This is a genomic window from Gluconobacter albidus (genome assembly GCF_002005485.1).
Classification (GTDB): Bacteria; Pseudomonadota; Alphaproteobacteria; order Acetobacterales; family Acetobacteraceae; genus Gluconobacter; species Gluconobacter albidus.
On the sequence record NZ_CP014689.1, the window covers coordinates 160,919 to 185,570 of the forward strand.

At 58.5% G+C, this 24,652-nt stretch carries 19 protein-coding genes and 1 riboswitch; of the genes, 8 read left to right on the plus strand and 11 right to left on the minus strand.

Annotation, left to right across the window (positions count from 1 at the left end; all coding sequences use genetic code 11):
* Positions 1-109 precede the first annotated feature (109 nt).
* Positions 110-3,169, minus strand: a complete 3,060-nt coding sequence (locus A0U94_RS00665; protein ID WP_077802128.1) for a TonB-dependent receptor plug domain-containing protein — start codon at positions 3,167-3,169, stop codon at positions 110-112.
* Between the two features lie 420 nt (positions 3,170-3,589).
* Here A0U94_RS00665 and A0U94_RS00670 point away from each other — a divergent pair, with 420 nt between their 5' ends.
* Complete coding sequence (locus A0U94_RS00670) at positions 3,590-4,885, plus strand: solute carrier family 23 protein (RefSeq protein WP_077802129.1); 1,296 nt, start codon at positions 3,590-3,592, stop codon at positions 4,883-4,885.
* Positions 4,886-5,257: 372 nt separating this feature from the next.
* On the plus strand, positions 5,258-7,081 hold the full coding sequence (locus A0U94_RS00675; RefSeq protein ID WP_149026630.1) for a hypothetical protein: 1,824 nt from the start codon (positions 5,258-5,260) through the stop codon (positions 7,079-7,081).
* 216 nt (positions 7,082-7,297) lie between these two features.
* Here A0U94_RS00675 and A0U94_RS00680 read toward each other — a convergent pair whose 3' ends face one another.
* A complete protein-coding gene (locus A0U94_RS00680; RefSeq protein WP_167369331.1) occupies positions 7,298-7,780 on the minus strand; it encodes a YybH family protein in 483 nt (160 codons plus the stop codon).
* Between the two features lie 49 nt (positions 7,781-7,829).
* Positions 7,830-8,576, minus strand: a complete 747-nt coding sequence (locus tag A0U94_RS00685; protein WP_077802132.1) for an SDR family oxidoreductase — start codon at positions 8,574-8,576, stop codon at positions 7,830-7,832.
* Positions 8,577-8,820: 244 nt separating this feature from the next.
* Here A0U94_RS00685 and A0U94_RS00690 point away from each other — a divergent pair, with 244 nt between their 5' ends.
* Positions 8,821-9,636 (plus strand): DJ-1/PfpI family protein, encoded by an 816-nt coding sequence (locus tag A0U94_RS00690; RefSeq protein ID WP_077802133.1) that lies wholly within the window; start codon positions 8,821-8,823, stop codon positions 9,634-9,636.
* Positions 9,637-9,680: 44 nt separating this feature from the next.
* Here A0U94_RS00690 and A0U94_RS00695 read toward each other — a convergent pair whose 3' ends face one another.
* Entirely contained in the window at positions 9,681-11,057 is a 1,377-nt protein-coding gene (locus tag A0U94_RS00695; RefSeq protein WP_077802134.1) for a carotenoid oxygenase family protein, read from the minus strand.
* 76 nt (positions 11,058-11,133) lie between these two features.
* On the opposite strand from A0U94_RS00695, the gene A0U94_RS00700 reads away from it, so the two are divergent.
* On the plus strand, positions 11,134-11,709 hold the full coding sequence (locus tag A0U94_RS00700; protein WP_077802135.1) for a TetR/AcrR family transcriptional regulator: 576 nt from the start codon (positions 11,134-11,136) through the stop codon (positions 11,707-11,709).
* A gap of 20 nt (positions 11,710-11,729) precedes the next feature.
* Here the strand turns inward: A0U94_RS00700 and A0U94_RS00705 are convergent, their stop codons facing one another.
* Together A0U94_RS00705 and A0U94_RS00710 are read right to left on the minus strand one after the other, a co-directional pair.
* Positions 11,730-12,677: a GlxA family transcriptional regulator gene (locus A0U94_RS00705; protein ID WP_062109341.1), complete on the minus strand. Its 948-nt coding sequence runs from the start codon at positions 12,675-12,677 to the stop codon at positions 11,730-11,732.
* 27 nt (positions 12,678-12,704) lie between these two features.
* Entirely contained in the window at positions 12,705-14,237 is a 1,533-nt protein-coding gene (locus A0U94_RS00710) for an FAD-dependent oxidoreductase (RefSeq protein ID WP_077802136.1), read from the minus strand.
* A 67-nt stretch (positions 14,238-14,304) separates the two neighbouring features.
* Between A0U94_RS00710 and A0U94_RS00715 the strand changes: the two genes are divergently transcribed.
* Entirely contained in the window at positions 14,305-14,757 is a 453-nt protein-coding gene (locus A0U94_RS00715) for a MarR family winged helix-turn-helix transcriptional regulator (protein ID WP_062109337.1), read from the plus strand.
* 5 nt (positions 14,758-14,762) lie between these two features.
* Here the strand turns inward: A0U94_RS00715 and A0U94_RS00720 are convergent, their stop codons facing one another.
* From A0U94_RS00720 to A0U94_RS00740, 5 genes are all read right to left on the minus strand, one after another.
* Positions 14,763-15,584: a hypothetical protein gene (locus A0U94_RS00720; RefSeq protein WP_077802137.1), complete on the minus strand. Its 822-nt coding sequence runs from the start codon at positions 15,582-15,584 to the stop codon at positions 14,763-14,765.
* Positions 15,585-15,588: 4 nt separating this feature from the next.
* On the minus strand, positions 15,589-18,444 hold the full coding sequence (locus A0U94_RS00725) for a TonB-dependent receptor (RefSeq protein ID WP_077802138.1): 2,856 nt from the start codon (positions 18,442-18,444) through the stop codon (positions 15,589-15,591).
* A 234-nt stretch (positions 18,445-18,678) separates the two neighbouring features.
* On the minus strand, positions 18,679-19,617 hold the full coding sequence (locus tag A0U94_RS00730; RefSeq protein ID WP_167369332.1) for a FecR family protein: 939 nt from the start codon (positions 19,615-19,617) through the stop codon (positions 18,679-18,681).
* Entirely contained in the window at positions 19,614-20,180 is a 567-nt protein-coding gene (locus A0U94_RS00735) for an RNA polymerase sigma factor (RefSeq protein WP_062028498.1), read from the minus strand. Before A0U94_RS00735 ends, A0U94_RS00730 begins: the two co-directional genes overlap by 4 nt.
* Before the next feature lie 67 nt (positions 20,181-20,247).
* Complete coding sequence (locus A0U94_RS00740) at positions 20,248-21,291, minus strand: phospholipase C/P1 nuclease family protein (RefSeq protein ID WP_077803758.1); 1,044 nt, start codon at positions 21,289-21,291, stop codon at positions 20,248-20,250.
* A 198-nt stretch (positions 21,292-21,489) separates the two neighbouring features.
* A riboswitch (TPP riboswitch) is annotated at positions 21,490-21,623 on the plus strand.
* Between the two features lie 112 nt (positions 21,624-21,735).
* Between A0U94_RS00740 and thiC the strand changes: the two genes are divergently transcribed.
* Genes thiC through thiS form a run of 3 tightly spaced genes read left to right on the plus strand, consistent with a single transcriptional unit; the run spans position 21,736 to position 24,651 of the window.
* Positions 21,736-23,529 (plus strand): phosphomethylpyrimidine synthase ThiC, encoded by a 1,794-nt coding sequence (gene thiC, locus A0U94_RS00745; RefSeq protein ID WP_077802141.1) that lies wholly within the window; start codon positions 21,736-21,738, stop codon positions 23,527-23,529.
* Entirely contained in the window at positions 23,526-24,464 is a 939-nt protein-coding gene (locus A0U94_RS00750; protein ID WP_077802142.1) for an FAD-dependent oxidoreductase, read from the plus strand. The genes thiC and A0U94_RS00750 overlap by 4 nt, the downstream gene beginning before the upstream one ends.
* Positions 24,454-24,651 (plus strand): sulfur carrier protein ThiS, encoded by a 198-nt coding sequence (gene thiS, locus A0U94_RS00755; protein ID WP_077803759.1) that lies wholly within the window; start codon positions 24,454-24,456, stop codon positions 24,649-24,651. The genes A0U94_RS00750 and thiS overlap by 11 nt, the downstream gene beginning before the upstream one ends.
* The last annotated feature ends 1 nt before the right edge of the window (position 24,652 follow it).

Here is a 24,652-nt window from a genome sequence, read left to right on the forward strand (position 1 = left end):
CGGAGGGCGCGGGGGGTGCCGGAAAGGCTCGGGGCACCCCCATGGCGATCATCGCCATGAGGAATGCCGTGCGCGAAGAGGAGCGCCTGATTGTGTGGTGCATCACGCCTTACAGTGTTGCCGTAACTCCGAAGCGGAAGGCCCGCCCCAGGGCACCACTCTGCGCCCAGGATGAGTTGTAAAGATAGGACCCATAGGTGCCAAAATCATATGGCGCCTTGAAACCGGCCAGATTGTAGATGTTGACGTAGCCGGCCCACTGTTTGTTGAACTGGTAGTTCACGGTCATGTCGAGATCCCAGAAATGGCGGACATTGCACTGGGACGGATAGAAGCTGCTGACATCCTGATAGAGGGCGTAATTGCAGTTTCCGGCCGTGCCCGGGCCATCGTTGTCTTCTGCCGTGCCGTGATAGCCGCTGGTGTAATAGACCGTGAAAGTCGTCGAAAGTTTGTTCCAGGTGAAGGTGTTCTGCCAGTTGGCGCGCCAGCGGGGCGTTCCCGAGGCTGAGGTCGTGTTCCACGGGCCTTCGGTTCCGGCAAAACGTTCGACGCCTACGCCGGGGATGGTCTGGTTGAAGCGGTGGACCCATGTTGCATGGCCGTTGCTGTACCAGTTGATCATCTTCAGCGGGCCGGGCAGGCGATGGGTGATCGACAGGTTGAGGTCAACGCCGTCGGTCATCATGCTGTTGGCGTTGATGTAAGACGATTCAATGATGCCTGCACGGCGGGGTGCGTCAGGATGCAGCGGGTCCGCAATGTCCGGGACCACGGTGTTGCCGTCGATCATGACCGTCTGGTTGGTGTTCATGGCCTCGTAGGCTGCCGCCACAGTTGCTGCCGGGGTCGGGTTGGAGACGATGACGTTCTTCTCGCGGATGTACCAGTATTCCGCGCTGAACGTCATCCACGGGAAGGGGTGAAAGACCGGGCCACCCGTAAAGGTGTTGTTTGTCATGGGCTTGAGGTTCGGGTTGCCGACGCTCTGGCCGCCGAGACTATAGGCCTGTGCGTAGCTGTCTTTGCTGCCGTTGGAATCCAGATGCTGGTTGATCCAGGTCAGGTTCGACGGGCCGTAGGACGTATAGCCAATGGTGGTGCCGTTGGTTTCATAGAAACTCGGAACCTGAAAGCCCTGCGACCAGGTGCCACGGAGCATGAACTCTTTGCTCGGCTTGAAGGTGGCGCCGATTTTTGGAGAAAAATGGCTGAAACCCGTAGAATAGGAGTCGTAACGTCCCTGGAAGTCGGCGTTCAGCATTTTCACGATGGGCGCGTTCAGTTCGAAATAGCCCGAATAGACGTAACGATGGCCGATCGCGCTGAACGGGTTGATGCTCTCGTACTGGTTGTTGACGTCAGTGGTGTCGACCGGGTTGGCGTTGGGCGCGCTGAAGCCTTCGTAGCGGACGTTTGTTCCGATCGCGAGGTTCAGCATGCCGCCGGGCAGTCGGACGAGCCCTTTGGTGACGGAGGCCTGCCAGGAATATTCTTCTGTCTTGGAATGGACGATTTCTGTCGGCGCGATGGCGTTCTTTGCTGCCGTGGAATTGGCGCTCTGGTCGACGAAGTTATAGGTGCCGTTCTCGATCGCATTATTGAGATCGCCGATATTGATGTAGTTGCCGTATTTTGTCGAAAGATCGGTATTCATGCCGACCATGCTGGAATCATAGTTCCAGTCACCGCCCCAGCTTGAGGGTTCCCAGCCTGTCAGATGCATGGATCCGCGGTAGTTCTGCGAGAACTGCGTGACTTCCGTGGGGTCGATGAAGCGTCCGTAAAGCTGTGCGCTTTCGTTGAGGGATGCATAGGGGTTGTTCGGGTTCAGCGAACCGTCCGGCAGATAGGCCGGGGCGAGCACGCCTTTGCTCGTTCCGAGCTGTGATTGTGTGTTGGCATAAAACGCGCTGGGTGTGCCGCTGTAGGAGGACAGGTTCTGGGAGTAGGTGAACATGCTGACGAGCTTGGCGCGCGGGCCGAGCTTGACCGTGAGATGCGCGGTGGCTTCCACACGGCGGTCATACGGTGAGATCACGCTGTATTTCGAGACTGTGTCCTGCTGGCACAGGCTGCTGACGGACCCTGTTGGCGTGCCGGTTACATAGCCCGAATGCGCTCCGGACAGACCGTTGCAGCCCGAGGTCGGATTGAGTAACTGATAGCCACTGAGGGATTTTCCGCTGCTGTCGACGGCCTTGGCCACGACGCCTGTGGTCTGCGTGACGGCATTGCTGAATGTGCCATCCGAGCCGAGGATGTTTCCATCCGCGTTGCCGCCACCGATGCCTGTCAGGTTGCTGGTGTTGTAGGGATAGCCGATCTGGCTGTTGGTGATCATGTCATCGGACTGGTACTCCGAATTGACATAGAAATTGTAGCCGTCCTTCTCCACGTCACCCACGCCGTAATTGGCGTAGAGCCGCTGGTGGCCGCCATAGCCGCCCTGATTGAGGCCGCCTTCGGCGTTGCCTTCGAAGCCCTTGATCTGTTCGCGCGTGATCATGTTAATGACGCCGGCCACGGCGTCAGCGCCGTACAGTGCGGAGCCGCCATCCTGCTGCACGTCGATGGTCTGCACCAGAGACGCCGGCATCCAGTTCGTATCAACGAAGTTGCGCGCGCCATCATCGCCTGCGGGATAATAGGACAGGCGCATGCCGTCCATCATCACGAGTGTTGCGGAGGTCTGGAGGCCGCGAAGAGAGGGGGCAGACGCGCCGCCCGCGAAGGCGCCATTTGCGGAGAAAGCGTTGGTCAGGTTGCCAGAACCGTTGGATGACAGAAGCTGGAGAGCATCGGTCACGGTCTTGATGCCGCGTTGCTGGAGCTGTTTGGCCGTGATCTGTTCGATCGGGGACGCGCTGCTCAGGTTCTTGTCGTGGAACAGCGTTCCCGTGACGACAACACTTTCCGCACGGGTTGAATTGACGCCTGTTGCGGCGGCTTTTTGCAGCGTGGCCCTGCGGGATGATGTTGTTGCCGAGGCTTTTCCCGTGGCAGTGCGGCTTTGGGGCTTGGTCTGTTTCGGAACGGCAGTGCTGTCTTGTGAGGCGCTGACGGCCTGGGCCAGCGCCGAGCCGGTGGGTGCTGTTACAGCGGCCCCGGTCAGCGCGGAAAAGGCGAAAAGCATGATGTTTCGACGTGGTGCTGATCTGGCTTTCATAGAAACACAATCCTCACGCTAGGAGAGAAAACTTGGGGATTCGTTACCGAGTGATGTCATTCCGCAAAAATAACATAATGATCTGATAGCTTGGCTTTATTGACTGAAGAACTGGAGAGTCGCGCCAAAACGTATTAAATATAAATTTAATATCGTTGTGTTGCATGAAAACCTGATTCTGGTCATTTGTTACGAAATGAAACGGAAGTTATTACCGGAATTATGGAAATTTATAATTTCGAAGTGGGGTATTGTATTTTAATTTTGTTCAACCTTTGTTCATGTATTTGGTTGTTGTTTTAATGGAATGATAATTTCGCGGCAGGATTGATGACGATGCGCGCGTATTTCCAGGTCGGATCTGGAGGCCCATGTGGCCCGGCTCCGTGCTCAGATCCGCGCGAACGGAGGACACTGAGGATGAGTGAACGCTGGCTTCCGGTTTGGCGTCGGGCGCAACGGACGGACATGATCGCGCCTGACGAGCATCCGGGGATGGGACAGACGGTCCTGCTCGGCGGCCAGCATGTCCTTGCGATGACGGGATCGACCGTGGTGGGGCCGCTGCTGATGGGGTTTGACCCCAATGTGGCGATCCTGTGCTCGGGGCTGGGAACAATCCTGTTCTTCCTCATCACCGGGGGACGCATTCCGAGCTATCTGGGGTCGAGTTTTTCCTTCATCGCGCTCGTCGTGGCGCTGACCGGATATTCCGGGCATGGTCCGAACCCCGATATCGCACTGGCCTGCGGCGGGATTTTCGTCGCGGGCGTGGTGTATGCGCTGATCGGGGTTCTGGTCCGGATGACGGGCTCGGGGTGGATCGAGCGTCTCATGCCGCCATCCGTCACCGGGGCGATTGGCGCGGCGATCGGGCTCAACCTGGCGCCTGTGGCGTCGCGCGGGCTCGGGCATGGCGGGGCCGGGACGGCCTGCGGTATTTTTGCGCTGCTGTGTACGGCGCTGCTGGCAGTCTATGGCGGTCCGTATCTGCGGCGGCTGTCGATCCTGCTGTCCCTGATTGTTTCCACGCTTGTGTATGTCGTGGTGGCGAACGGGCTGCATCTGGCGCCGGCGATGGATTTCTCCGAAGTTCTGTCCGCCCCGTTGATCGGGATGCCGCATCTGACGGCACCTCGTTTTAACGGCCATGCAGCCATTCTGCTGGCGCCTGTCGCGCTGGTTCTGGTGGCGGAGAATCTTGGGCATCTCAAGGCGATCGGGGCCATGACGGGGCGCCCCCTGGATCACCTGACGGGGCGTGCGTTCCTCGGGGACGGGCTGGCGACGATGCTGGCGGCCAGTCTCGGCGGCACGGGTGTGACCACCTATGTCGAGAATATCGGCGTCATGGCGCTGTCCCGGGTCTATTCAACGCTGACTTTCGGGGTGGCGGGATTGTTCGCCATTCTATTGGGTTTTTCGCCCTTCTTCGGGGCGCTGCTGCGGGCCATTCCGGAGCCTGTGCTCAGTGGCCTCTCGGTCGGGCTGTTCGGTCTGATCGCGGCGACGATGGTGCGCGTCTGGGTGGATAACCGCGTCGATTTCTCCCGTGCCTCAACGCTGTTTCCTGTTGGCGTGGCCCTCGTGGCCGGGGCGGGAGACCTCACTTTCACCATCGGCAGCGTGACGCTGGGCGGCATTGCAACCGCCACAATCGCCGCCATCGGCCTCAATCAGATCCTCAAGGCAGGAGGATTGTCTGAGGATTTGTAGGGCCAATTCAGGATTTTACTGAAGTGCGGTGAAGATATCCGGAAGTCTGTGCAGACAGGTCGATACGGTAAAAACTTGCAATATAACCGAATTTCTGCTAATTTATGAGAGCATGGTAATTTATACCATTGTATTTCCAAAAAATTGAATTTCGGTGATGCCTGCTTAGACCGGCGTCAGTCTCGCTATGCGTATTGGGAGATTCATGCATTGAAGAAGATTGTAATCTTATTTCTTATATTTCCGACCTTCGCATTTTCTTATCCGATGTCTTATAAAGACAAGAATGGAGATTTTCAGCAGGTCACAGTAATAACAAAAGAAAATTCACAAAAAATCCCGTACGCTGAAGCATACAAAGACAATAACGGAGTGTGGAAGAAAACTCTGGTTGTGCAGGAAATCTGCGGGGTTGATGGTGGTGGTACGCCGGTCGCCTGTAATGGTCTTAATCAAAGCGATATTAACGTCCCAAATGGTATTGCCGGCCTCAATGATAATGGGAACGTGACTGCGAATGTTTCAACGCAGGCGCAATATACGGCAAGTAACGGGTCGCTGGTTTCTGCCATACAGGATAGCCTTGGGGCTGGCGCGCAGGATGCTCTGGCCGGTGATATCAATGCGATCTGGTTGGGGGGGTTTTCTCTTCCGGTCGTTTCTGGTGGGGCTGGGGATGCGGCAACCAGTGCGATCGTCAATATTGTTGCGCGCCCTTATGGTAATTACAACAATGGCTGCGCGCTGTGCGTGATTGCGACGGGGGGCACCCAGACGGACAGTGCGGGTCGTGCGGCTATTTCAGGCACCGACTGGCATGAAGGTGTTTCCGCCAACGCGGGCATGGGCGATATCGTGGGGTTCTATGAGCATCTCGACAATGCGCCAGCCCGCCTGATCCTTCCGGTCACGGCCTATACGGCCACATCCGTGACGCTGGCATCCGCGCTGACGGCGGAGCAGATCAATCAGCTGCGTGCAGGCATGTATATCTGGTCGAATTCCATTGATACGAGCCTGACGGATACTGGCAGTTCATCCGGTCAGATCCCCACCGCGCGTTTTTATGGCGGCTACGTCACGGGCTGGTCGGGCAATACGATTACGGTCAACGGCTGGTCGGTGTTCGAGCAGGCCCCTGGAACAGGGGCGGTTCCGGATGTGACGAAACTGGACACGTCGCTCTATTCCAGCCGCACGACACCGACGGTCTGGATTGGCTCTCCCGGCAAGGTTTTTGCCCGCAATGTGTATGCCAGCTATGTCGAGCCGACGGCAGGTGCAGAAACCTCTCTGGCGCATGAATACCAGGCGGAAGAGACGGATTTTGCGACCTATGCCAAGACGCCGCACAGCGTGAAGTATTCGGGATATGTGATTTCGCCGCAGTCCAACGGTACGATCAATGACGGCACCGAGTTCACCGAGGACAGCGCAGGCGTTGTGGTTTCAGGCAGTCTGCCGATCCAGATTTCGCTCTGGGGTGGTTGCAACAGCAGTGCGATTTATGGCCAGTCGCTTTACGTCGCCAGTCATTGCTCCAGGTTTGACGCCAGTACGGCCGTTGGGAAGACCTTCACGCTGAGTGAGAATGTGGCCATCGCAGACGGGATGTCTTACCGGCAGATCACGCGGCTTCAGCAGGATGTGGCGGGGGCGAACCCGAACCTCTACGTTGGTCCTGTCGTAACGCCCGGCACCAATCCGAGTGTCACCAATCGCACCCAGAGCTGGTATGGTACGATCAGCGGTTATGTGAATGGCGCGATCAAGTATGGCATGTCGGACAGCTCGGTTGCGCTCTGCGGCTCAGGGAGCAATTGTGGTTTGACTGTCAGCGGAAGTGGTGACGTTACCGTGGGGCCCGGGCATACGGTGCAGATCGAGCCCGCCACAGGAGATGGTGTGAATGGTGCGCCCTATTTTTCAGCGCCTTCGGGGAATACCCTGAAGCTGCAGGACAGCGGTGGGACGAATGCCAGCCTCTCCGTTACTGGAACCCTGAGTGCAAATGCGGGGACCACGCCGGGGTCAATGTCCGCGTCTGATCTCAACAACGTCTATCGTCCCGCTCAGGACGGAACCCAGATGTGGTGTTCGGATTGCAAGCTGAACGGCGTGACCGGTGTGGCTGCATTCTACCATGCCAACGGCACCAAGTGGACCGATAGTCAGAATAATCCGATTTCGAATTAAGAGAACGAAATTCTCATAGACTATAACATTTGTTTCATCACACGGAAATGCAGCTTCTGGAGCTGCGTCCGTGTGGTGTCAGGGAGAACGGAGAACGGAGAACGAGAAGAAGACGCATGAACGAAGATTCTTGGCGATAGAGAATGTCTGATCTGCTGTGCTGCGCTATGAATAGGCATGACGCCGCGAGCACAGCAGGTTCCGCGCCGGATTATATTATGGTTTTTCGGGACTGGTGGGAGCGTTGTCAGACCACATATCCCGATGAATCTTCCATTTTCCATCCTGCTTGAGCAGGACAATTGTTTGTTTTCCGCGCTCAATAACCTGACCTCTGGTATCGAACATTCTGATCTGAGAGAGGCTGATGGCGGAGTTTTCACCGCCATAAATCTCGTAGTGATCGAATGTGGCGCCCCCGACAAGATCCGGCCGCAGGGTCTTCTCGAAATAGGCGAGGATTGCAGCACGACCGGAAACCGGATCGTCATTGGGCGGTAGCAGCCTGGCATCATCGGTGTAGAGACGTGAAATCGCCTTAAGGTCCCCTTTGGCGAGGTCAGTAGCAAACTGTTCGGTCACAGCTTTTACGGCAGCCGCATCAGGCGATTGCGTACTGGCTGCCAGGGCAGGGGTACAGTGCAGGGCGAAGGCTATGGAGGCACCCAGAAAAGAGGCGAGCGGCTTTGTAAATGTCATGATGGTTGTCCCCGTGTTAAATATGCGTGGAAGCTGTTGGATCTGTGGTTCAAAGTTGCGAACAACCGCCATCGACGACCAGTTCTGTTCCGATAACGTATCGGGATTCGTCGCTTGCGAGATACAGGACGGCGGCGGCAATTTCCTCGGCCCGGCCCATTCGCCCCAGAGGGACGCTCGCAGCGAACTGTGCTTTGAAGTCTTCTACTTCGGCTTCAGAGAGGCCGATTTTGTTCAGAAGCGGCGTTTCAATACCGCCGGGTGCGACCGCGTTGACACGGATTTTGCGGTTGAGCAGTTCATAGGACCAGCTCCGAGCGAATGATCGGACTGCCGCTTTGGCGGCGGCGACCAGAGACAGGCCATGTTTGCCGGTCTGGTCAATGAAAGACGTCGTCAGAATAACGGAGGCTCCTTCACGCAGCACGGGCAGCGCCGCCTGCATTGTGAATATGGCGCCTTTGACGCTGACATCCATGATGTCGTCGTATTGACGTTCATCAATCGACTGTAATGGTGTCGGAATGACATAGCCGGCATTTACAAACAGGATGTCGAGGCCGCCAAATGATTTGCGGACCTCGTCCGCAACGGATTTCATGGCGTCGACAGACCGGACGTCAGCAGCAAGAACGAGGGCTTCGCCGCCCAGTTCTGCATGCACATCCGCAAACCGGGTTTCGTCACGGCCGGTCACGGCAACGCGGGCACCTTCTGCGATAAACCGCTTTGCGGTCGCAAGGCCGATACCGCTCGTACCGCCCGTGATGAGGGCGGTTTTTCCCGAAAGTCTCATATCAGATCCCCATATTAGAAAAACGTGACAGGCGTTCCGGACGCGATCATCGTTCCCGTTGATCCTAGCGAAATGCGATATGACCTAAAGGACGTATTTCCCTTATTTTAAGACATATGACGCCGTATGTTTCAGATGGCGTAAAACAAGGGAAATAGGTCCTTTTGGAAATTCTGATGTGCGATTACGTCTCAGGACCGTCCAGCAACCAGCCCTGTAGGGCCGGAGAGATGAGGAGACGGAAATGTCTGGAATTATTGGCGAGACGATCTCGGAAGAGTTGAGTGAGGACGGGCGTGCGCGTCGGCGCATGATGCTCATGGGCGGCGCTGCGATTGCCGCCACGGCGGCAACGCGCCTTTTGCCGGAAAGCGTACGGGCGGCTGTGCCGGGTACAGCCGAAAAGCCTATCGATTTTCTGTTCGCGATTTATCCGAACGGGACGCTTCTCGATTTTGCGGGTCCCAATGAAATCCTTTCGCGCATTCCCAATACGAAAATTCGTTTTGCCAGTCCTGAGGGCGGTTTCGTCACGCTGGAAAAAGGGATTGTTTTCGGGCCGACGGAAAAACTTTCCGATATCGACAAGGTCGATGTCATTTGCGTGCCTGGTGCCCTGAATCTTTCGGCCATGATGAAGCCCGAGATGCTGGGGCACGTCCGGCGTCTGTCCGAGACTGCGAGATATGTGACCTCTGTCTGCACCGGCTCGATCATCCTTGCGGCTTCAGGCGTCCTGAAGGGACAGCGGAGTGCCTGTCATTGGGCGTTTCTGAACGTGCTCAAGGAGTATGGGGCCATTCCGGATCCTGCGCGTATCGTGAAAGACGGCCGCTTCATGAGCGGCGGCGGGGTGACGGCCGGTATTGATTTCGGTCTGGCGATCGCGGCTGAACTCCGTGGGGCACAGGCTGCGCAGGAAGTGCAGCTTCTTGTCCAGTATGATCCGCAGCCACCGTTTCATGCTGGAAACCCTGCGGAGGCGCCCCCAGAAATTCGTGACGTCGTGTATAAAAAACTTCCGGGGTCTCGGGACGGTTTGATGCGTCCGGTTCTTTAGTCTGTAGAGAGCTGGTACGCACCCAAAAGTGGTGCGTACCGGTTTCAGGCCGCAGGTAATTCAGGGATGTCATCGGCAATCCATTCTCCATGGAAACCAAACGGCACACGAACCGGCAGGTGTATTGTAGCGACGGGTTCACCTGCGAAATCCTGCGCGTCCAGAATCACGACATCGCTCAGATTTCGGGCTGCATCATACACGTAAGACATGATCCAGCCTTCATCTTCGGCAAGGGCATCTGGCTTGCGCACGAAGATGGGCTCCAGTGTCATGCGGTCGGGGCCGTAATGATGTATTTCCGTGGTTCCCCGCAGCATGTCGTGTTTCATGGCCGGCCCAAAGCGCACGTCGCGGCCCCAGTGGGCTGTGTAGCCGAAGCGATAGGACTGACCGCCGAACCGGTCATTGATCCGTGGAAATTCAGTGCCGTGATCGTCAAGGAGCGTTTCGCTCAACTGTCCGGAGCGGCGGTCGAGCGTCCAGCGGACGAGGGTGGGCGCTCCTTCGTTCGGGCCGTTGTGATCCCGGTCAAACATGCGGGGATGGCGAACAAGGTCAATGAGGGTCAGGTCGCCATCGTCATAGGCATTCACGAAATGGAAGACGAAGCAGTGTGGGGCTTCGAACCATTGAAGGGCGGTAACGTCTCCGTCGCGTGGCAACAGTCCGATCCGCGCATCCCGGCGCGCGTCCCAAAGCCAGGGAAATTTCGCTTCCGAGCGTTCGGGCTGAAACGTGACAGGAAGATCCGGTATGACGATGAACGATGCGGTAAATGCCATATCGTGGATCAGTGGAATATGGGGCAGGTTGATCCGCGCTTTTGTCGTGGCACGCCCGTTCTGATCGAGCGAAATATAACGAACGGGCTGTCCGGGTTCATACGTCAGGGCGTGATGTTCACCGGTCAGGGGGTCGAACTTTGGATGGCCGGTAAAGCCGGCTTCAAGCGTGCCATTGAAATCCGCACGTGCAACGCTTTCCAGTTCGTAGGTCAGTTCGACGGGCAGGCTGCCGGCTTCGACAACGGCGTATAGTTTTCCACCGACGCTGATGACGTTCGTGTTTACGCTGCCATCGCGCAGACCGGCCCCAGGCCCTCCGAGCGGTGGATATTTCAGAGTAGCGACCACGGCTGCGTCCCGGACATAACGGCTGCGATACCACTCCGCCCTGCCGTCCCGCAGGCGCAGGCCGTGCGCCATTCCCGAGCCTGAAAACCAGTGGTAACGTGCGGGATCCGGGGTGCCGGCGGGGTTAGGACCAATGCGAAGCAGGCGACCGTTCAGTGCTTCGGGAATACGACCGGTCACTTCCAGATCGAAAGCGGTCGTTTCAACTTCGATCGGTTTGAAATTCCTGGCGAGATAGGGCGCGCCTGAGTGCGTGGAGGCATGGGATTTCGGGATCAGGGTCATGACGATTTCCTATGTGATAGTTCATCACATCATCATTTGTTGATCCGGTGTCAACTTAAATGTTATAAGTCATCACATGAAGCAAGGCGCAGGCATACAATCCTCCGGTTCTCGCAGGACCTATCATCATGGTGATTTGCGGAAAGTGTTGCTCGATGCCGCCCGGGCGGAAATTGCCGCTCATGGGGCGCAGGGGCTTTCCATGGCATCGCTGGCACGCAGGGCTGGCGTGGCGCAGTCGGCGCCGTATCGCCATTTCAGTGACCGTGAAGACCTTCTCGCCGCCGTTGCGACGGATGGGTTCGAACGGTTCGCCGAGGCTCTTCTCAAAGCCGCATCGGACGGTGCGGAAGAGACGGCGCTGAAACGGATGGCCGTGGCCTACCTTGTGTTCGGGGAAGGGAATGTGGAGCTTTATCGCCTGATGTTCGCATCGGGTCTGGTTCCGGGGGCCGCACCCGACAGCGCTCTCAAACGTGCAGCGACCGCAAGTTTTCAGCCGCTGCTGGAGCGCGTTACGGCTTCGGACCCGGAGGCTTCGCATCTTTCGGCACATGTCAGGTGGGGGCAGTTGCATGGGCTGGTCATGCTGAAGGCCGACGGGTTCATTCATGACCCGCTAGAGGCATTGCTGGGCGTCCTCTCTATTTGAGAGCATGCCCTTGTCATCACTCAGAGGGCACTGTCCTGACGGCCCGCGCGCCGGATCGCCTGCGGCGGATGACCGTGCAGCTTGACGAAGGCGCGGCGCATGCGTTCCGGATCGGAAAAACCAACGGCTTTTGCGATCTGTTCGATCGGTTCCGACCCGCTTTGCAGGCGGCCACAGGCTGCTTCCACGCGCAGACGTTCAACCGCTCTGGCCGGTGTCTCGCCGGTCTGGCTGCGAAATGCGCGCCCGAACTGCCGGACGCTTAACCGGGCCGCTTCGGCCAGACGTTCAATCGGCAGGGGCTCGACCAGATGGTCGCGCGCGAATGCCAGTGCCATGCGGATCCGGTCTGATTCCGGTTCCATCCGGGACATGGCCGAAAACTGTGACTGCCCTCCGGATCGGCGATAAGGGACGACAAGTTCACGTGCGACGTTGCGTGCAATTTCGATGCCGTGGTCGGTTTCGATGAGGGCCAGCGCCAGGTCAATCCCTGCGGAAATCCCCGCAGATGTCCAGACATTGTGGTCCGAGATGAAGATACGGTCGGCCTCAACCCTGATCTGGGGATAGCGCTGTTGCAGTTCTGGTGCGAGGCGCCAGTGGGTCGTTGCACGGCGACCGTCGAGCAACCCGGTTTCTGCGAGGAGGAATGCACCGGTACACACACTCGCAATACGGCCAGTGTTTGCCGTGAGATTTTTTGCGGCTGCGATGACGCCGGGGTTTTGGAAAGCCTCGATGTCTCCGCCGATGAACAGAACCGTGTCGAAAACCGTGCTGAGGATGGGTTGGGTGTCGATGGGCACCCCCGAGCTCCCGACGACGATGCCGCCGGGTTCGGAGATGACCGTCAGCCGGTAGGCCCCACCCTCAATGAGGGTGTTGGCCTCTTCGAAAGCCCCCAGAGGACCTGCGAGATCGAGAATCCGGTGGTTCGGGCAGACAAAAAATCCGATGTGATGCATAGGCCTTATTTAAGGGAAAAATGTAATTCAGGCCATGTGTTTCTTTTCAGGGGCGGAGGGAGAAGGCGCAGACGCGGGGATTGCCACCTCGCGGTAGTGCGAAAGCGTTTCTTTCAGTCCTTCGCTGGAAGAAAATGCTGCAATATAGCCGTCTGGTCGGATCAGGACCCACTCGTTGCCGTCGAGGCCATAGGCCTCGGCAATGAAGCCGTTATCGTCCACAACATCTCCTCCGTCGCCGACGGTTATGATGCGAAGGCCAGAGCTGGCGGCTGGACGGTTCTGAACATTTTGTCCCATCAAAATCCATTCGGGGCCCTGAAAGAGGGTGAACAGTCGGGTCTGCTGACCGTCTGGAGTGCGGCATGGTGCATCTGGCGCGCGATCGCCGGTCTTGATCCGCGCCGTTTCAGCCCGCTCGGACTGCGACAGGGAAGATGCGCGATAGCCAAGGTCCATCTGCCGGACTTCACGATTGCGGCGCATCCTACCGTCTCGTGCCTCGCCCAGCATGCGAGTCGAGAGATCCAGCATGTCGCTGGCGATCGGCCGCCGTTCCTCTTCATAAGTCTCGAGCAGGGCGTCCGGTGCGCCTTTGAGGACAGCAGCCAGTTTCCAGCCGAGGTTATAGGCGTCCTGAACACTGGTATTGAGCCCCTGGCCACCGGTAGGCGGATGAATATGGGCAGCATCACCTGCCAGGAAAACGCGTCCGACACGATAGCGGTCTGCCAGCCGGGAACTCATGGAATAAACCGATGACCATACGACCGATTGCACGACAATATCGTCACGGTTACTGCGATCCCTGAGGAGGCTTGTCAGGCCCTGAGCGGAGAGGTCCACTTCTCCTTCCAGAGGTACAGGCGCCTGGATCTGGAACAGTTCGGTGCCGACGAGCGGGCAGACCATGATCTGGGTTGCGGCAGTTCCAAGCTGGAAGCGATGCCAGACGAGCCGATCCAGCCCGGTGAGGTCCACATCGGCAACAAGCGCGCGGACACCCAGGGACTGGCCGGGGAAACCGATCCCGAGCGCATTCCTGACGAAACTGCGTCCGCCGTCGGTTCCGATGAGGTATCGCGCCCGCAGAGTGTGCGATTCCGTTGCATCCTGAATGCGGGCTGAGACGCCATCTGCGTCCTGCTCAAAGCCTGTCAGCTGGCAGCCGAAACGGGGCTGTTGCCCCAGTTCTGCAAGGCGCTCGCGCAGGACAGCTTCCGTGCGGAACTGCGCGACCATGAGGGGATGTGCATAAGGTTCTGCCGGGCTGGGAGTTGTCCTGTCCTCGCTCAGGGACGTTTTCTCACGGCTTCCATCCGCACGATAGACGAGGAGCGGGGGGTATGGGCCGCCCGCCTCCATAAGTCTGTCGAGAAGGCCGAGATCCTCGAAGATTTCCAGTGACCGCGGTTGAAGGCCTTTTCCCCGCGAGCCACCGAAGGGCTGCGCGTTCTGCTCGATCAGGATGGAGTCAATTCCATGTCGTGCGAGGTCGATAGCCAGGGTCAGGCCTGCTGCTCCTGCACCGCAGATCAGAACGTCCGTATCAAAAGCCATTGGCTTCTCCAGTAAACAGCGTGTAATATGCACATATCACCATTAAATTGGATAAAGCAATAATTACGTGAAAAATACACACGACTCCAAGATCCTGCAGGAATTGCACAGCGCGCTCATCGACCTTGTCGACGAAATCAACCGTCCGCGCCGGGATGATCGACTGATCGAAGAAGCGGGGCTCCCGCTTGATCGGGCATTGTTTCCGCTCCTCGCCCGTGTCGGCAGATATGGACCGATTGGCGTGGTGGAACTTGCGGACCGGACGGGTCGAGATCACACGACAGTGAGCCGCCAGATGGCGAAGCTGGAGTCCCTTGGGCTGATTGAACGTCAGCCTTCGATAAAGGACAGGCGTGTCCGCGAGGCCGTGGTCAGCACGCGCGGGAGAGAGATGATTGCAGTGCTGAACCGGGCGCGCGAACGGCTGGCCAATCGCATCCTCGCGTCATGGACGGATGATGACCTCGACCAGCTGGGAAAATTGTTGCGACGCTTTGCGGACGATCTGATGCGCTGAAGCGTTTATGGTGTCGGAAGGCTGCTTTCGACCAGGGTCATTTTCTGCCGGTCGATGGTCCACAGGTGATGGCTGGAGATAACGTCCCAGTCGAAGGCCTGTCCGCGTGTGGGCAAATCATATGTGCCGACATGAAGGAGGCGCCCGCCAGCATCCGGAAGGGCGAGAACATAAAGGCTGGGGGCGTCATGTCCGGTGACATAGAGGCGGCCATCCTGACCCCAGTGTCCGCCCGATGCGCTGTGATGGCCGAAGCTGTTGAGGACGTCTTCGGGAAACAGCCACTGCTCCTGTGTGACGAAATGCGGATCCATCCGCACAAGCAGTGTGGAGCGGTGGTCACGGGGAGCTTCGCCGCCATCGCCGTCGTAATTTGCGAAACATGCCCACCAGCTTCCGTCATGCCAGTCGATCCAGGTGAGCGATCCGCGTCCGGGGCCGAAACTGTGGCTGCGGAGGTGACGCATGGTCTTCGTGTCGAACCACTCGACAGAACTCCACATCGGAACATTGGGATAGTTCGACATCGCGCAGACCAGTTCGGTCCCCTGCGTTTCGCAGCTGTTGATATGGATGAAAACCCTGCGATCACCCGACCATAAGCCTACACGCTGGCCTGTTCTTCGGTCGTATTTGCCGATTGTGCTGTTTTCGATGGCGTAGAGAAACCGGGGATCGTTGGCGACACCCTGCGTGGCTTCCCGTGCCGGCACGGTGCGCAGAATCTTTGCCGCACCCAGCATGGGGGCTTCCTCCTGAGCGAGGGCTGGGGCACTGACGGACGCGGTGAGGAGGAGGGCGAAAAATGACAGAACAAGCGTTTTCATGAGATCAGAAATCCGGCTGGAAGCGGAGGCCGAACCAGACGCTGCGTCCGGCGGGATGACGGTCCTGGATCAGGTTTTCACGCGGCCCCATCCGGGTTTCGTAACCTTCCCCCGTCAGGTTCTGGACCTGACCGGTGGCGGAAAGCCATTTGTAGAAACGGTAGCTGACCTGAAGGTCGAGCTGTCCGCGCTCCTGAAGCCACATGTCCTGCCAGCTTGCCGTGCCGGACGTGGAATAGAGGGACTTTCCGATCCGGTTATAGGCGACGCGCGCCTCGAGATGTTTGTCGGCATAAAACAGTGAGGCGTTATAGATGTGTGACGGCTGGTTCGAGAGACCGTGCACCCTGCGCTGCGAACCGTCGTCCATGGTTTCCTCGTAGAACCCCTGAAGGAAGGTCGCGTTGAAGGAAATACCGAAATTCTTCAGAATTCCGGGCAGGAAGCCGAAGCGTTGACGCATGAACTGCATTTCGACGCCACGCATGCCCGCACCGGAGGCGTTGAGGGGTTCGGAGACGACTGCAGCGTAAGTGCTCCCGTCCATCACGACATTGCCGTATGATGTGCGTGTATAGATTTCGTCGTGAATGTCTTTGTAGAAGATCCCGACCGTTACGAGGGTGTCCTTCTGCGGATACCATTCATAGGACAGGTCGTAATTCCAGGAATGACGGGGTTTGAGGTTCGGGTTGCCCTGGGAAATATTGACGGTCGCGCCGTCGAATGTGGTGCTTGTCGCGGCGCCGTAGTCTCCGTAGTTGGGGCGACCGACCGTCTCGGTGAATGCCGCGCGCAGCTTCATTGTGGGGCTGACGTTGAATGAGGCCAGAACCGAGGGGAGGAGATAATCGTAACCGGCTCCTCGCGTTTCGAACTGGTAATCGGTGACGCCGGAATTTGTTACGCCATTGAAATTTCCGATGTCGGCGCGTGTGTGGTCCCAGCGGAAGCCGCCCTGAAGCGAAACGTAGCGGTTGTGCCAGCCGGTCTGGAAGTAGGCGGCAGTGATGGACTCCTGAAGGTGATAGTAGGCTGGTTTGGTCGTTGACGTTGTGTTGGTGGTTTTGAAAAGAGATTTGTTGTTCAGGAGCTTGTTGAGGGCTTCCTGATAATTAAAAATGGGAAATTTCAGCCCCGGAGCGGATTCCAGCGTCAGGACCTTGCTCGCGAGTACTTCGTTCATGTTCCCGATTTCAGCAGCGGTTATGGCATCTTTCGGGATCCACTGGGTGTAGGTTTCACTGTTGTCCACATGTGTCATCGTCTGGGTGACGCCGGCATTCAGCCAGAAACCATGCCCGACGTCCCATCGCCAGTCGCCCCTCAGAAACCGTACGTCATTCTTGACGTGGAAGCCGTAAAACCGCCAGTAACGCGGGTTGTAGTTGTTGGCGTCATTGGCCGCGGAGAGGTCGTTCAGGGCAATGACCGGAGCGCCGTTGTTGATGGAATAATTATATCCGTAGGCAGACTGGTATGTTGTCTTGTTCGTGTTTTCGTTCATTCCGGTGTTGTATTTGATCATGGTGCGGTAGCTGTCGTCCCAGGCGATGGAGTCTGACGCGAGAAAATTCAGGTGCATCCGGTCGTTGATGTCGTAATGGATCTTGCCGTTGACGAACCATGTCCGCTGCGTCTCGGGCTGTTGTGTGATTCCGAACTGATACTGGCCGGTCGTGACGGAACCGGTGTCGGGGGTTGCGCCCTGCGTCCATGTGCCTGAGGGCATCGAAAGCGCTTCGTTGCGCGTTTCCTGATCGAGTGTGTGGAAGTAGCCGCCAAAAACCGACAGATCGAAGCGGCTGGACGGTCGATACTGGAACTTCCCGGTCAGGCTGTAGCGCCGATAGGCGTCATCAAAAGCGTAATCCTGCGAACGCACGGGAACAGCGTTGCCTTTTGCAGCCTGTGCGTCCGTGTTGGTAGGGGAGCCCACGGATGTTCCCGAGGTGCTGTAATAGTTCCAGCCGTCACCCGTCGTATCGCCCGGCAAAATCGCGTGCGAGGCGGAATGAAGTTCCTGATAGTTGCCGGAAAGGACGAAGCCGAATTCCTTGTTCTTGCCGAATACGCGCGTCAGGGCGCCGTCGACGCGCCAGTTTTCGTGCATCGGCTGGACGACACTCCCGGCAAGATTGTTCCATCCGCCGAGAAGCTGCGTATCGAAACTGTTGCCGTAATCGAATGCGCTTTTCGTCACCATGTTGACCTGACCGCCGATCCCCTGCGGATCGTTATAGGCGTCCACAGTTTTGAGAACCTGGAGTTCGCCCAGCATGGACGATGGGATGAGGTCCAGCCGTGCGCCGCGATAGGTATTGTTGGCGCTGGCAAGCTGGGCGCCATCAATGGTGATGAGGTTGTAGGAATTGTCGAGGCCGCGGATCGTGATGTTTTCGATATTGTTGTCCGACCGGTTGTCGTCCGTGCTCGGCATGACCGAAATGCCGACGATGCGCCGGGCCGCCTCGACGACGCTCAGATCGGGCACCGTGCGCATCTGGGCCGCGCTGAGCGTATCGACGATCTGCGAAGCGTAGCGTTTGGTCGAGGTGTTGTCCCGCTTTCCGGTGACATTCACGTTCTCGCTGACGGTTGCATCCCGTCCAAGGCGGCGGGCAGAGGCTGTTTTGACGCCGGAAGCTGCGGCTGTCTTGCGAAGACCGATGACAATCAGTCGGTCATGCGTGGAAATTACTTCAAGTCCGGTTCCGGCCAGAAGTTTCTCCAGAGCGGTTTGACTGTCCATGCTGCCCTGAACGGCATTTCCGGTGATGGACTGGCGCACGGGATCGGCCAGAATGATCTGCATATTGGCCTGCCGACCATAGGTAATGATCGCGCGGGAAATCGGCATGCGTCCGATATTGAATGCAGTCGATTGCGCAAAGGCCCTGTGGGGTACGAAACCGCTGGCGAGGCAGGTTGTCGAGAAGGCAAGAGCAGAAAGAAATCGTGTATGATGGATAAAGCGAGACACAGCAGGTTCGATCCCCGTTCGGCTACGTTCGCTTCAAAGATGTAAAAGATCGAAAAATCCGCCGTTGTGTTTGTGTGAAGCTTTTATGGCGTCACGAACGCATGGTTCCGGTCATGAAATTGCAATGTTTTCTTTGGAAATACTGAGGCGGACACCAAATATTTCCCTGAGAACGCGGGCGAAACCGAGAGGGTCGTCCAGCATGAAGATACCGCTGATTTTCCGGTGCGCGCAGGCAGATCCGGTCAGGATAATCTTTCTGGCATTGTAACGGTTCAGTTCGGAGATGGCCTCTACGACATCCACGGACTGGAATTCGAGTTTGCCCTGACTCCAGGCGACAGCGCGCTCCATGTCGTCGTCGCAGAGGGTTGTAACCGTAATGGAACGGGGGGTGGTCTGGATCCAGTCCCGTGCATGGAGATGGCGCTCCATCCGTTCCTGCGCGCAATGGCTCAGGGCGTGACCCTGCAGCACGAGGGCATCGCTGTCGGTTCCGGCTGCATGAGCAATCAGTTTGCTGGAAGGCTGCAAGGCGATGAAAAGCCCGTTCATGTTGATCGGGAGGGACACGCGGCGTGCTGCCAGACTCATGCGCCCCGTGAGCAGGTCGAACGCAGGGCGGCCGGTATTGCGGCGAATGCGCAGGATCGTCCCCTGATCGAGAACGATCTCGCCGCATTCCGGCTGGGTGACGTGCATCAGCCCGGAGGCCGCGTGGAAAATCTCCGAGGCATCTGCGGAGCGATGCGGGATCAGGCCTGCCCCCGCGATCCCGGCCGCTACGGCCGTACGGATAAGCGCGCGCCTTGAAAGAGCGCGGGGCGGGACGGGAGCGCGAAGCGGCATGCCCTGAAGCGCGGCCATGCGGCCTGCTGACATCCAGAGGCTCTGCGCACGCACGAAGGCTCCGCGATGGCGCACGTCTTCTGCGAGCCAGCGCTGGAGGGCTGCGGCATCGGAAACATTCAGAGGGGCGTTGTCGAGGCGTGCGACCCAATCGAAGGCGACCGCATCAATCGAGCCTATGCTCGTGTCATCATGGCTCAAAGGAGGGTCGTAACCTTCTTCATCGGGGCGGGGCGCGTTTTCGGGGGTGTCGGCCGGTCGTCGCAGAATAGTCGGCTCAGTGCGCGCAGACCACGGGCGACCTGTTTTTCGACAATATTTTCCGAAATGCCGAGCCGTTCGGAAACCTGACGTTGTGAAAGTCCTTCCAGTTTCCTCAGCAGAAGGACCTGACGACAACGTTCGGGGAGATCCTGCATCATGTGATGAAGCCGTTCGAGTTCCTGCCGGGCTTCGATCGTCCGGTGAGGACATGAGGCATCGTCCGCGATGCCGTGGACGTCGAATTCCGCCAGCGCCGTAATGGAGACAACCTTCGCCCGGCGGTACTGCTGGAGGACGATATTCCGGGCGATCCGGAAGAAATAGGCTCTGGGCGTTTGTATTGCTGCGACTTCGACATCGAGCAGAATGGCGTAGCACTCCTGAATGACGTCGTCGGTGTCGATATCACGAAAACCGCGCAGCCAGCGGCGTACGTCCGGTTCGTGAGGCAGGATCTGCTGCGAAATCCAGACGATCCGGTCATTGCAATGGAAATCCAAGGCTGACACAGCTCCAAAAAATGACGTCATGACAGACTGGCGATGCCTGCCCCGAACCGGGCCGGTTTCAGCCAGCCGGAGAGGGACGGACGGACGGAGGAAGAGAGGGGGAGCGCGCGGCGGGTACTGTCCCTGAAGCGGAATCATATCCGGGGCTTTCCGGGTCTGCCGGGTCGGGCTGCGCTGACGTCTCGGGCGGCAGGGCGCTCTCCCGCCATGCCCGATAGACAAGGTCGCGCAGCATGGCCGCCGCCGCTGCGGTGCGCTCGTAAACCAGGTGACGCGCAGCCTTGTTCTGCGGGTCTTTGAGGGCGCCGGACTGGTCGAGAGCGTAGACCGTTTCGACATCCCGGTGTGACTGCGCGAGATAGGCAAGAACGAGGTCGAAGACGTCGCCACTCTGATGCCCGAGTGGTGCGAGGTGCTGCTGCACGTCCCGTTCGGTCAGGTTGATCATTTCGACATAATCGGACTCGAAACGGCCATGGACATTATGGTCTCGGGTATAATGATGCGGGTTGGGGCCAACCCAGCCGTCATGATGGATCGTGACATGCAGGGGTTGCGATCCGTCGGCGACGTAATGCCCCATCCAGGCCACTATGAAGGCGGTATCGGTCTGAAGGGCCGATGGATCATGTCCGGCAGCCTGCGCTTCGCGGATCGCGCGCATATCTGCGACGAGGTGTTCGTATCCTTCGACCACGGCGTAAGGCAGTGTACCGGCCCAGCGGACGTTCATGCGTTTTGCTTCGGGCGAGCCGAGGGCTTCGAGGCGTTCATGTTCGCGGTACAGCGCAAGAATAAAGGCGACGCGCGAGCGGGGGATCGTTTTCAGAAAAGCGGACTGTTCGCGAAACCAGCCATGATTGGGGTCTTCGGCCATCTTTGAAAACGGCTCGCTCGCAGCCCGCCAGCTATCCGGAACGCTGGCCGAATCCGCGATCAGCGAGACCTGTTTTTTGAGGCAAGTCGGTCCGTCATCCGGAAGGGCGTTGATTGCGGTGCTGTCGATGAGGGAATGCGCTCTCTCCCCCCAGGCATAGGCCTTCAGCGGAACGCAGGCACATGCGCCCAGAACAGCAGACCATAAGAGCTTGTGTGAAAGCACGGCAGGGCGATCCGATCGGACGTTTTGCGAAATGACCTTGTAGGGAGCGTTTGGCTTTGTGTGTGTGACGGTTTGATGATCGTTCTTCTGCGTCTGCAACACATGTCCGGGGTCTCGCGTGATGAAGCGTCCGTCATTGGATCAAGGAAATGTGTGCTCCATTCTGCACTTGATCTTCGGACGCTTCTCCAGCACTGTCGCGCCTGTCAGGGGAGTCCCGCCCAGGGGACTGAGAGGCCAATTGGTGACGTCGGGAAACCGGCGCCACGGTGAGGCGACCCTTTGAACCTGACCCAGTTGATGCTGGCGTAGGAAGACCGGAGGGCGTGTCCCTCTCGGGCCGATCTGGCCTTTTCCGTGTCCGTTATTGGGCACTGGGGGCGGCGGCTCCCTTTCTGCCTCACGTTTCTTGGGTCTTTTCGAGTGCGCTTGAGGAGACACCACATGAACGCTTCCATTCCCGCTATTACGACCGGCCCTCTGCCGGCCTCCAGCAAGATCCATGTCCGGGGCATGCATCATGACATCGCGGTGCCGCTCCGGCAGATTGCGGTTTCGGGTGAATGTCCGCTGAATGTCTATGACAGTTCAGGCCCCTATACCGATCCCTCCGTCAGCATCGACATCGCAAAGGGCCTGTCGGACAGCCGGGGAAACTGGCTTCGCGATCGTGGGGACGTGGAAGAGTATGAAGGGCGGACGATCACGGCAGCTGATAACGGTTTTGCACAGGGTGACCGGCTGACACCGAGCTTTCCGCAGCAGCGTCGTCCCCTGCGGGCTGTTGGAGATCGCGCTGTCACACAGATGGCCTATGCCCGTGCGGGGATCATCACGCCGGAAATGGAATTCGTCGCCATCCGCGAGAATATCGGCCGGACGGAAGCCCTGAAAGAAGCGCGCGACGGCGAGGATTTCGGAGCCAGCATTCCGGATTTCGTGACGCCGGAATTCGTGCGGCAGGAAATTGCCTCGGGTCGCGCCATTATTCCCGCCAATATCAATCACCGCGAACTCGAACCGATGATTATTGGCCGTAACTTCCTTGTGAAGATCAATGCCAATATCGGTAACTCGGCCGTGACGTCTTCGATGGAAGAAGAAGTCGAGAAAATGGTGTGGTCCATCCGCTGGGGCGCGGATACGGTCATGGATCTCTCGACAGGCCGCAATATTCACAACATCCGCGACTGGATCATTCGCAACGCGCCCGTGCCGATCGGGACGGTTCCGCTCTATCAGGCGCTGGAGAAGGTTGGCGGAATTGCGGAAGACCTGACATGGGAAATCTTCCGCGATACGCTGATCGAACAGGCGGAGCAGGGGGTGGATTATTTTACCATCCATGCCGGTGTCCGCCTGCACATGATCCCGCTGACGGCGCGTCGCGTGACGGGCATTGTCTCCCGTGGTGGCTCCATCATGGCAAAATGGTGCCTGCATCATCATCGCGAGAGCTTCCTGTACGAACATTTTGATGAAATCTGCGACATCTGCCGCCGTTATGACGTGTCGTTTTCGCTGGGAGACGGACTGCGCCCCGGTTCGATTGCGGATGCCAATGACGCCGCGCAGTTCGCGGAGCTGGAAACCCTTGGCGAACTGACGAAAATCGCCTGGGCGAAGGACTGTCAGGTCATGATCGAAGGGCCAGGGCATGTGCCGATGCACAAGATCAAGGCCAACATGGACAAGCAGCTTGAGCACTGCCACGAGGCACCGTTCTACACGCTTGGCCCGCTGACGACCGATATTGCGCCGGGTTACGACCACATCACCTCCGCCATTGGTGCGGCCATGATCGGCTGGTTCGGCACGGCGATGCTCTGTTATGTGACGCCCAAGGAACATCTGGGCCTGCCGGACCGCAATGACGTCAAAACCGGCGTCATCACCTACAAGCTTGCAGCCCATGCAGCGGATCTGGCGAAGGGGCATCCAGGCGCGCAGATGCGTGACGATGCGCTGTCCCGCGCGCGGTTCGAGTTCCGGTGGGAAGACCAGTTCAATCTTGGTCTGGACCCCGATACGGCGCGGTCCATGCATGACGAGACCCTCCCGAAAGAGGCGCACAAGGTCTCGCATTTCTGCTCGATGTGCGGGCCGAAATTCTGTTCGATGAAGATCTCCCATGACATCCGGGCAGAAGCGGAAAAACAGGCTGGAATGGAAGAAATGGCCGGGAAATTCCGGGAAGGCGGGGCGCTTTATGTTCCCGTGACGGAACCGGCGGAATGATCCATTCCGTCCTGGGGGAGGGGGTTGCGGCGCTGTGTTGCGCCACGGCCCTTTCCGACCGGGGTCTTGACGTGGAAGTCATCGTCCCGGAGGGCAGTCCAGAGGCGGCGTCACGGTTTGCGGGGGGAATGCTGGCCCCGTTCTGCGAGGGAGAAAGCGCGCCCGACCTGATCGTGGCGCAGGGGCAGGCGGCGGTGAACTGGTGGGCGGCCCATGTTCCGGATGTCACAAAGCGTGGCACGCTTGTCGTCGCCCCGCCGCGTGATGGTGCCGAACTGGATCGTTTTGCGCGTGCCACGCAGCAGCACGACTGGGTCGTCCCCGGCGATCTGGAGCCGGATCTGGAGGGGCGATTTGCGCGCGGACTGTTTTTCCCGACCGAAGCGCATCTGGACCCGCGCAAAGCGCTTGCCAGTCTGCGTGACAGCCTGCTGGCGAAAGGCGTGACCTTCCGTTCCGGGACGCCGTGCGGTCATGTCGTGGACTGCCGGGGACTGACGTCGCGGGACAGTCTCGCCGATCTGCGCGGCGTGCGGGGGGAAATGCTGATCGTGCATGCCCCGGACGTGTCGCTGACGCGGCCGGTCCGGCTGCTGCATCCGCGCTTTCCCTGTTACGTCGTGCCAAGGGATGGGGATCGGTACATGATCGGGGCGACCATGGTGGAAAGCGCCCGGCCCGGCCCGGTGACCGCGCGAGCGGCGATGGAACTGCTTTCGGCGGCCTACACGCTTCATCCGGGCTTTGCCGAGGCTGAAATCCTTGAACTGGGCGCGGGGCTGCGTCCGTCCTTTCCGGACAATATTCCGGCCGTGCGCCATGTCGGGGGGCGGAGTTACGTCAACGGGATGTACCGCCACGGTTTCCTGATGGCGCCCGTCTGCGCCGAGCGGCTGGCGGCAGAACTTGCGGAGATTTATGCGCATGCGGATTGATCTGAACGGCGAGATCGTCAGGACACAGGCCCGGACGCTGGCCGACCTGCTGATCGAACGGGGTTTTGAAGCCCCCTGCGTGGCCACGGCCCTGAACGGCGATTTCATTGCCCGTTCCATGCGTGAGGCAACCCGTCTGGACGAAGGCATGAAGGTCGAAGTCCTGTCTCCGATGCAGGGAGGCTGAC

Excerpts from the sequence above, each read along its gene's own strand:
- A0U94_RS00665 (WP_077802128.1), bottom strand. The coding sequence starts at position 3,169 with ATGAAAGCCAGATCAGCACCACGTCGAAACATCATGCTTTTCGCCTTT.
- A0U94_RS00720 (WP_077802137.1), bottom strand. The coding sequence starts at position 15,584 with ATGAAAACGCTTGTTCTGTCATTTTTCGCCCTCCTCCTCACCGCGTCC.
- thiS (WP_077803759.1), top strand. The coding sequence starts at position 24,454 with ATGCGGATTGATCTGAACGGCGAGATCGTCAGGACACAGGCCCGGACG.
- A0U94_RS00700 (WP_077802135.1), top strand. The coding sequence starts at position 11,134 with ATGAAGCAAGGCGCAGGCATACAATCCTCCGGTTCTCGCAGGACCTAT.
- A0U94_RS00685 (WP_077802132.1), bottom strand. The coding sequence starts at position 8,576 with ATGAGACTTTCGGGAAAAACCGCCCTCATCACGGGCGGTACGAGCGGT.
- A0U94_RS00690 (WP_077802133.1), top strand. The coding sequence starts at position 8,821 with ATGTCTGGAATTATTGGCGAGACGATCTCGGAAGAGTTGAGTGAGGAC.
- A0U94_RS00705 (WP_062109341.1), bottom strand. The coding sequence starts at position 12,677 with ATGCATCACATCGGATTTTTTGTCTGCCCGAACCACCGGATTCTCGAT.
- A0U94_RS00725 (WP_077802138.1), bottom strand. The coding sequence starts at position 18,444 with ATGCCGATTTCCCGCGCGATCATTACCTATGGTCGGCAGGCCAATATG.
- A0U94_RS00670 (WP_077802129.1), top strand. The coding sequence starts at position 3,590 with ATGAGTGAACGCTGGCTTCCGGTTTGGCGTCGGGCGCAACGGACGGAC.
- A0U94_RS00710 (WP_077802136.1), bottom strand. The coding sequence starts at position 14,237 with ATGGCTTTTGATACGGACGTTCTGATCTGCGGTGCAGGAGCAGCAGGC.
- A0U94_RS00695 (WP_077802134.1), bottom strand. The coding sequence starts at position 11,057 with ATGACCCTGATCCCGAAATCCCATGCCTCCACGCACTCAGGCGCGCCC.
- thiC (WP_077802141.1), top strand. The coding sequence starts at position 21,736 with ATGAACGCTTCCATTCCCGCTATTACGACCGGCCCTCTGCCGGCCTCC.
- A0U94_RS00750 (WP_077802142.1), top strand. The coding sequence starts at position 23,526 with ATGATCCATTCCGTCCTGGGGGAGGGGGTTGCGGCGCTGTGTTGCGCC.
- A0U94_RS00680 (WP_167369331.1), bottom strand. The coding sequence starts at position 7,780 with ATGACATTTACAAAGCCGCTCGCCTCTTTTCTGGGTGCCTCCATAGCC.